Annotated in this window: 7 protein-coding genes and 1 pseudogene; 4 read left to right on the top strand and 4 right to left on the bottom strand. The window is 47.9% G+C overall.

Going from position 1 to position 6,089, the window contains the following annotated elements; translation table 11 throughout:
* From J0895_RS18195 to J0895_RS18180, 4 genes are all read right to left on the bottom strand, one after another.
* On the bottom strand, nucleotides 1-690 hold a 690-nt coding region (locus tag J0895_RS18195; protein ID WP_207089423.1), incomplete at its 3' end, for an MOSC domain-containing protein.
* Nucleotides 687-1,682, bottom strand: a complete 996-nt coding sequence (locus J0895_RS18190; protein ID WP_207089422.1) for an FTR1 family iron permease — start codon at nucleotides 1,680-1,682, stop codon at nucleotides 687-689. The genes J0895_RS18195 and J0895_RS18190, both read right to left, overlap by 4 nt.
* Before the next feature lie 117 nt (nucleotides 1,683-1,799).
* Nucleotides 1,800-2,234: a ferritin-like domain-containing protein gene (locus tag J0895_RS18185; protein WP_207089421.1), complete on the bottom strand. Its 435-nt coding sequence runs from the start codon at nucleotides 2,232-2,234 to the stop codon at nucleotides 1,800-1,802.
* A 195-nt stretch (nucleotides 2,235-2,429) separates the two neighbouring features.
* On the bottom strand, nucleotides 2,430-2,864 hold the full coding sequence (locus J0895_RS18180) for a ferritin-like domain-containing protein (protein WP_207089420.1): 435 nt from the start codon (nucleotides 2,862-2,864) through the stop codon (nucleotides 2,430-2,432).
* A 688-nt stretch (nucleotides 2,865-3,552) separates the two neighbouring features.
* Between J0895_RS18180 and J0895_RS18175 the strand changes: the two genes are divergently transcribed.
* From J0895_RS18175 to J0895_RS18160, 4 genes and pseudogenes are all read left to right on the top strand, one after another.
* The gene (locus tag J0895_RS18175; RefSeq protein ID WP_207089419.1) at nucleotides 3,553-4,434 is read left to right on the top strand and encodes a DUF4382 domain-containing protein; all 882 of its coding nucleotides are present in this window, start codon (nucleotides 3,553-3,555) and stop codon (nucleotides 4,432-4,434) included.
* A gap of 62 nt (nucleotides 4,435-4,496) precedes the next feature.
* Complete coding sequence (locus J0895_RS18170; protein ID WP_207089418.1) at nucleotides 4,497-5,084, top strand: carboxypeptidase regulatory-like domain-containing protein; 588 nt, start codon at nucleotides 4,497-4,499, stop codon at nucleotides 5,082-5,084.
* A gap of 61 nt (nucleotides 5,085-5,145) precedes the next feature.
* The gene (gene cbiM / locus J0895_RS18165) at nucleotides 5,146-5,793 is read left to right on the top strand and encodes a cobalt transporter CbiM (protein ID WP_207089417.1); all 648 of its coding nucleotides are present in this window, start codon (nucleotides 5,146-5,148) and stop codon (nucleotides 5,791-5,793) included.
* An 84-nt stretch (nucleotides 5,794-5,877) separates the two neighbouring features.
* Nucleotides 5,878-6,089, top strand: a pseudogene (locus tag J0895_RS18160) (cobalt ECF transporter T component CbiQ); the annotation flags it as partial.

The following is a 6,089-nucleotide window of genomic DNA, read 5'->3' as shown; positions in this document are numbered from 1 at the left end:
TAAATTGCGATCGCCACTGTCTGGATCAACTTCAATATTTGCACAGCGTCCAATTCTAGCCGTAATCACAATCTTAGATTGTCCTAAGTAAAATTCTTCTCCCACACCCTGAAATTCTTCCCAGGGTGCAATTCCTTCGAGTAAGATATTCGGTCGAAATCGTCGCACATCGACAAGGGTTCCACAAGCTTCACTTAACTCATCTAATGTCGCTTGACTCATCAGAGAAATATGCACCGGTGCCCTATCGGGATAGCGGGTTTCACCACTTTGACTGCCGACTAAGTGTAAGGGAGAATGCTGAGGATGTCGGGCTTCTGGGGTGGGTTCGGCATCGGCGAGAAATCCGGTAAAAAAGGCACTGATGCGATCGCGTTCTGCTTGAGTTTCTGTGGCTGAGTTGAGGAGATTAACCCCCTGGTGGCGAACCGTTAGGCAGTCACTCTGTGCGTCATAAAAACACTCTAATTTCGCTAATTTCGGCCAGTCATTCTGGACGGCAAAATTTCCTTTACTCATCCAAGGAACGATGGTTTGAGGTGGAGTATCACTGCTATCTAAAAACATCAAGGCAAAAGCGCGATCGCCTCGAATGCCATAGTCACATTCTAGTTCAACCTGATGGATCGGATGGGGTGTTAATCCCTTGATTGGATAGGAGAATAACTGCTTAACTTGAGCTTCTTTCAATGACTTAAACCTCTCTTACTCTCAGGATTTTGAGTTTTGGTTTCCTTTCCGGTAATACTTTGAAAATATAACCCTCCCGCTGTTATTAAAAATACCAGATAGGCGATGGCTTGAACGAGATACAATTGCGATCGGTATCCAAATAAGGCTTTTAAAACGACGCCGGGAAAGCGGTTGTCTGGGAGAATCTGTGTTGCATCCCACACTTGGGGTCCTAAAATACAGGAATCGGTTCCGGCATGACACCAACTGGCAAACTGAGGTGCGATCGCACTGAATTCTATCACCGCTAGATTGGCACTTTTCAATGCAGAAATCACCAGTCCCGAAACGATTAATAGCAACAGCACTCCCATGATTTGGAAGAAGAGGCGCAGGTTAATTTTTACCCCCCATTTAAACAGCAACGTGCCAATTGCAAAAGCACCAATTAATCCCGCAAAAGCACCCAATACCGGACTCCAACCCCGCTCAAATTGGGCTAAAATAAATACAACCGTTTCAAATCCTTCTCGCAGAACCGCGATAAAAATTAGGGTAAATACGCCCCAACCTGCCTGATATTCTAGTGAATTTTTGGAGTTTTCGCGGGTTTCTTCCGGAAGTTCTGAGGGAGTGTTTCCTTCAAATAAAGCCGCATTTATGGCCCCTTCTACTTCTCCTTTGAGGGATTTGGCTTGTTTCGTCATCCAAATCAGCATCCAACTGAGCATGGCGATCGCAATCAAACAAAATCCCGCTTTTAGACTCGGTGCGATCGCCGGTGCATATTGCCAATCCGACTGTCCCACCGCTTGCAGAATTCCGCCGAATATAATCCCCACTAATCCACTGGCAACAATTCCCGCGACTATCCCCGCATACACCCAAGGATTAAGCTGACTTTGTTGTGCTTTTTTCAAACAAGCTAATACAATCCCTACCACTAAAGCAGCTTCTACTCCCTCCCGCAAAGTAATTAAAAAGGTCGGTAATGCAGCACTTAATTCCATAACTTTCAATTCAATAAAATAGGATTTAAAAACATCAATTTGAATAGTTCTTTGTAGTTAAAGGCGCAAGAGGGCCTGCGCATTGCGCCCCTACAAAATGGGGCCAGATTTAATAAATCAAGTCATATCTCGCAGCATCTTTCTCAGTTCGATAATATTAACTTCCGATGAAGCAACCATTTTTCGAGTAAATTTTTCCAAGTACACACTGCTATTTTTGACCAAATTTAATAAGTTTCTATACCGTTCCAGCCCCTTCTTTTCATGATTAATGCTTTCTTCAAAAATCGTCCTAACCGAATGGGTGTAGCTTTCCTCCATTTTAGAAATCCGTAGACTCGGATGTCCTTCTAACCCGGTGATAATTTCACCGATTTGTTGACTGGAATTCAACGAATCGGTGGCTTGAATTTGAAAAAAATTGACAATAGGAATCCGATTAGGTCCTGTTACTACGAGGGAATAGTGGGTATAACGCACCACCCCCGCTAGTTCAAATTCCATGCTACTATTCAATAATTCAATGGTTCTTTTAAGGTCAAGTTCTTTCATTTGTTTAGTTAATCTAAAAAGAGTAGAGAGGGTTTGGAGACCAAACCCCTACGGTAAAATGAAGGATAGCAACAGAATTGAAATGATGCCTCTTTCTGTAGGGGCTTGGTTTCCAAACCCTCTTTTCTGTCAGCTTATTTTTGCGGGAGTGCTTAATGCCTAGATTGAGAGAGGCGATCGCCGGTTAAACCGGACTTAGATGAAATCCCGCAACATTTTTTTAATTTCTATGTTGTGCATTTCTTCTTGTCCAATTTGAGTCCGCGCAAATTCTTCCAAATACACGCTGGCATTTTCGACGGTATCGAGCAATTCTTTGTACATATCGAGGGCTTTTTTCTCGTGGTTGAGACTTTCCTCTAAAATGTCACGGACGGAATGGCGATCGCTTTCTTCAATGGGTGCAATTCTGAGGCTAGGATGTCCTTCTAACCCAGTGATAATTTCTCCCACCTGTTGAGCATGGGTGAGGGATTCTGCCGCTTGAGCTTGAAAAAAGCTGACGATGGGAATCCGATTCGGGCCAGTTACCATCAGGGAATAATGGGTATAGCGTACCACACCAGCCAGCTCAAATTCCATAATGGTATTGAGCAAGTCAATGGTTTTTGGGAGATCGAGGTCTTTCATGTCGTTTTCGAGAGGTTTCAGATGGGTTCAATTATTTGAGCATTTTTTGGACGCAATTATCAAGTAGGGATTCCCCTGCTATGACGGGTTATTTGGGCTTGGCATTCTCGATAATTACCAACCTGCAATACTTCACCGTTGTGGCCCGAAGTCACCGGCGATCGCCCCGGGGAGCAAGGTCCGATTTTGTGCGGGTTAAGGCTTCTATCAAAATAGCTGAAAAACTTAATCCACCTAAGTTAAAGGAGTAGGGTGGGCACGGCCCACATAGCTGTTCGGTGGCTTCACCACCCTACAATTGCTTCGGTTCGGTGGGCATTCCAAAAAATAAATCATCCCTATTCAGTTGTTAAAGGAGTAGGGTGGGCACGGCCCACATAGCTGTTCGGTGGCTTCACCACCCTACAATTGCGAAAATTAATGAAAAAAAATCCGAACTTTTCCCCCCAGCCAAGGGAGAAAAATTCTGGGGTAAATACCTTACCCGGTCAGCCTTTTGAGTCATTAACCGATCGCATCAGGCCGGTAACCTCATCCCCTAGGAGGGCATTGTCAAGTTTTCAAAAATGCGCTTTCCTATTAATATTCGACCGATCGCCAGCCGTCCTCAATCCGAAACAACCTCACGGATATTCTGAATCTAGCTGTGGCGATCGCCTCAACCAATCCTTCCTGGAACCCCTAAAAAATGAACAAAAATTTAATTATTCTCACCCTCTTAGCCGGAGTCATCCCCACACTACTCCTAGGGTGTGAGCAAGGTGGCACCCCGATCACTTCAACTCCCGAACCCGTCCCCCTAGAATCCGCCCCAAGCGAGAGTCCCGGGACCGAAACCGCCTCTGGAGAAACCGGAACCCTCCAAATTGTGGCCAACGGTGAGGACTTCGTGCGAGAAGGCTTTACCTCCAAAGATGGTTGGAAAATCGACTTTAATCACGTTTACGTCAACCTCGCCGAAGTCACCGCCTACCAAACCGACCCCCCCTACAATCCCGAAAGCGGCAGTCAGCTTAACCCCAAGCAACAAGTCCAACTCGATGGAGTGAAAACCGTAGACTTAACAGCCACTCCAGAAAACCCCTCCCCAGTCCTGGCGGAAGTCCCTGCACCTGCGGGTCAGTACAATGCCCTATCCTGGAAAATGGTCAAAGGAACCGAAGGCCCTGGGGCAGGCTACAGCGTCATGATGGATGGAACGGCGGAAAAAGACGGACAAACCATCCCCTTTGTCCTCAAACTCGATCGCGAAATGGCCTTTTCCTGCGGCGAGTTCGTCGGGGATCAACGCAAAGGCATGGTTTCCCCCGGCAGTCAGGGCCAGTTAGAAGCCACCTTCCATTTTGATCACCTGTTTGGAGATGCCGGTGCACCGGCAGATGATGAACTGAATGTCGGGGCCCTGGGATTTGAGCCGATCGCCGCTTTAGCCTCCGGGGATCAAGTGAATATGACCTCTGCAGAACTCCAGCAATCCCTCACCACCGAAGATTATCAAACCCTGCAAAACCTCCTCCCCTCCTTGGGTCACGTTGGAGAAGGTCATTGTCAGGAATCTACGTCATCATGATAGACAGCCCCACCCTGCCATCGTTGCCGGGGAAATATCTACTCAGGGATCGAAAATTTACCATGATTAATCGACGACTTATCTCCCCAACCGCTGCGAAGGCAGTCCTCTGGGCGTTTGCCAGTGGGCTGTTTGCCTGGACCCTCGGGAATCCTCTAACGGCGATCGCCCACGGGGTTCAACTGACTCATCAGACCCTAGAAGCCGTTGAAGTCCAGGCCCTCTACGATAATGGCGACCCCATGTCCAATGCTCAAGTGACCATTTATGCCCCCACGAACCCGGAAACTCCCTGGCAGCAAGGCACTGCGGACGAAAATGGGCGGTTTTTGTTTGCCCCCGATCGCTCCCTGGGGGGAAATTGGGCCGTTCGGTTCCGGCAAGCGGGTCACGGGACCATCATTAATGTGGCGATCGCCCCAGAAACTCCCCCCGAGGCGGCAGTCGCCCCTCCCGATGCCACTCCCGTTGCCGAAGTTGCCCCCAGTTCCCGGATTCTAAGTTCCCGGAGTCCCTCTGTCAACCCCCTTCCGACCGGGGTGGCGATCGCCTCCGGGGTTTGGGGATTTGTGGGAACTGCCCTGTTTTTTTCCCGGTTTAATGGCAAATCCCAAAGCGGCCCCCGCAAAGAAGAAGATTCCGTTGCCTAATTGAATCTCTCCCTTAATATAAATTCCGCCCCCGGGCATTCTCCCTTTTCGATTGGATTCCATGCATATTCCCGATGGTATTCTTCCAGCTAGTGTTTGTATCGCCGGTTATGGCGCAACCGGGGCCGCTACTTGGTATTGCCTGCGCCAAATTAATCGCGATCGCAACCCTCAAGCCCAAATTCCCAAAGCCTCCTTACTCACCGCCGCGTTTTTCGTCGCCTCTTGGATTCATATCCCCGTCCCTCCCGTCAGCGTGCACCTTGTTCTCAATGGACTCTTAGGCACCCTCCTGGGTTATTATGCCTTTCCCGCCATTCTGATTGGGTTATTTTTTCAAGCCATTATGTTTGGTCATGGTGGACTAACTACCCTGGGAGTCAATGCCATCATGATGGGAATTCCCGCCCTAATTGCCTACCAAATCTTTCAGATGCGTCATTGGTTTAAACACCGGGGGGGAAACGGAAACATTACCCTCAGTTTATTTGCCTTTCTAGCCGGAGCAGTCGGATTAGGACTCGCGGCGGCTATCTTTTTCGTTCTGGTCATCACCACCATTCCCGGGGAATTAGATATTGCAACGGAAAAAAATGCCATTTATGGACTGATGTTGGCTCACATTCCTTTGATGCTGATTGAAGGGGCGTTTACCGCGATGTTAGTCACCTTTCTCAATCGGGTCAAACCGGAACTCATTCGGGATTAATTTGCCCTCAAGGTGACTGGAAAAACCCCGCACCCTAAAGGGTGGGGTTGTGTGACGCATTTGACTCATTACAAAGGAACCCAAATGAAGTTTGGATTAGACGATTATGCTTATTTAAAATCCCCCTTACATCAATGGGAACCCCGATGTAAATTAATCGGGTTAATGGGATTAATTTTTGCCTTTGCAATGGTCCGAGATCCCCGATTAATTCTGCCCATGTTAGGGGTGAGTGCCGGAATTTATCTCCTGTCTCAACTGCCGGTTTCTTACTGGCGGACTCGGTTGCGCTATCC

Source organism: Phormidium pseudopriestleyi FRX01, assembly GCF_017313335.1.
GTDB classification, from domain to species: Bacteria; Cyanobacteriota; Cyanobacteriia; order Cyanobacteriales; family Laspinemataceae; genus Laspinema; species Laspinema pseudopriestleyi.
This window is presented reverse-complemented; position numbering and strand designations above follow the sequence as displayed.

Coding starts and splice junctions, on each gene's coding strand:
- J0895_RS18190 (WP_207089422.1), bottom strand. CDS start 1,682: ATGGAATTAAGTGCTGCATTACCGACCTTTTTAATTACTTTGCGGGAG.
- J0895_RS18185 (WP_207089421.1), bottom strand. CDS start 2,234: ATGAAAGAACTTGACCTTAAAAGAACCATTGAATTATTGAATAGTAGC.
- J0895_RS18180 (WP_207089420.1), bottom strand. CDS start 2,864: ATGAAAGACCTCGATCTCCCAAAAACCATTGACTTGCTCAATACCATT.
- J0895_RS18175 (WP_207089419.1), top strand. CDS start 3,553: ATGAACAAAAATTTAATTATTCTCACCCTCTTAGCCGGAGTCATCCCC.
- J0895_RS18170 (WP_207089418.1), top strand. CDS start 4,497: ATGATTAATCGACGACTTATCTCCCCAACCGCTGCGAAGGCAGTCCTC.
- cbiM (WP_207089417.1), top strand. CDS start 5,146: ATGCATATTCCCGATGGTATTCTTCCAGCTAGTGTTTGTATCGCCGGT.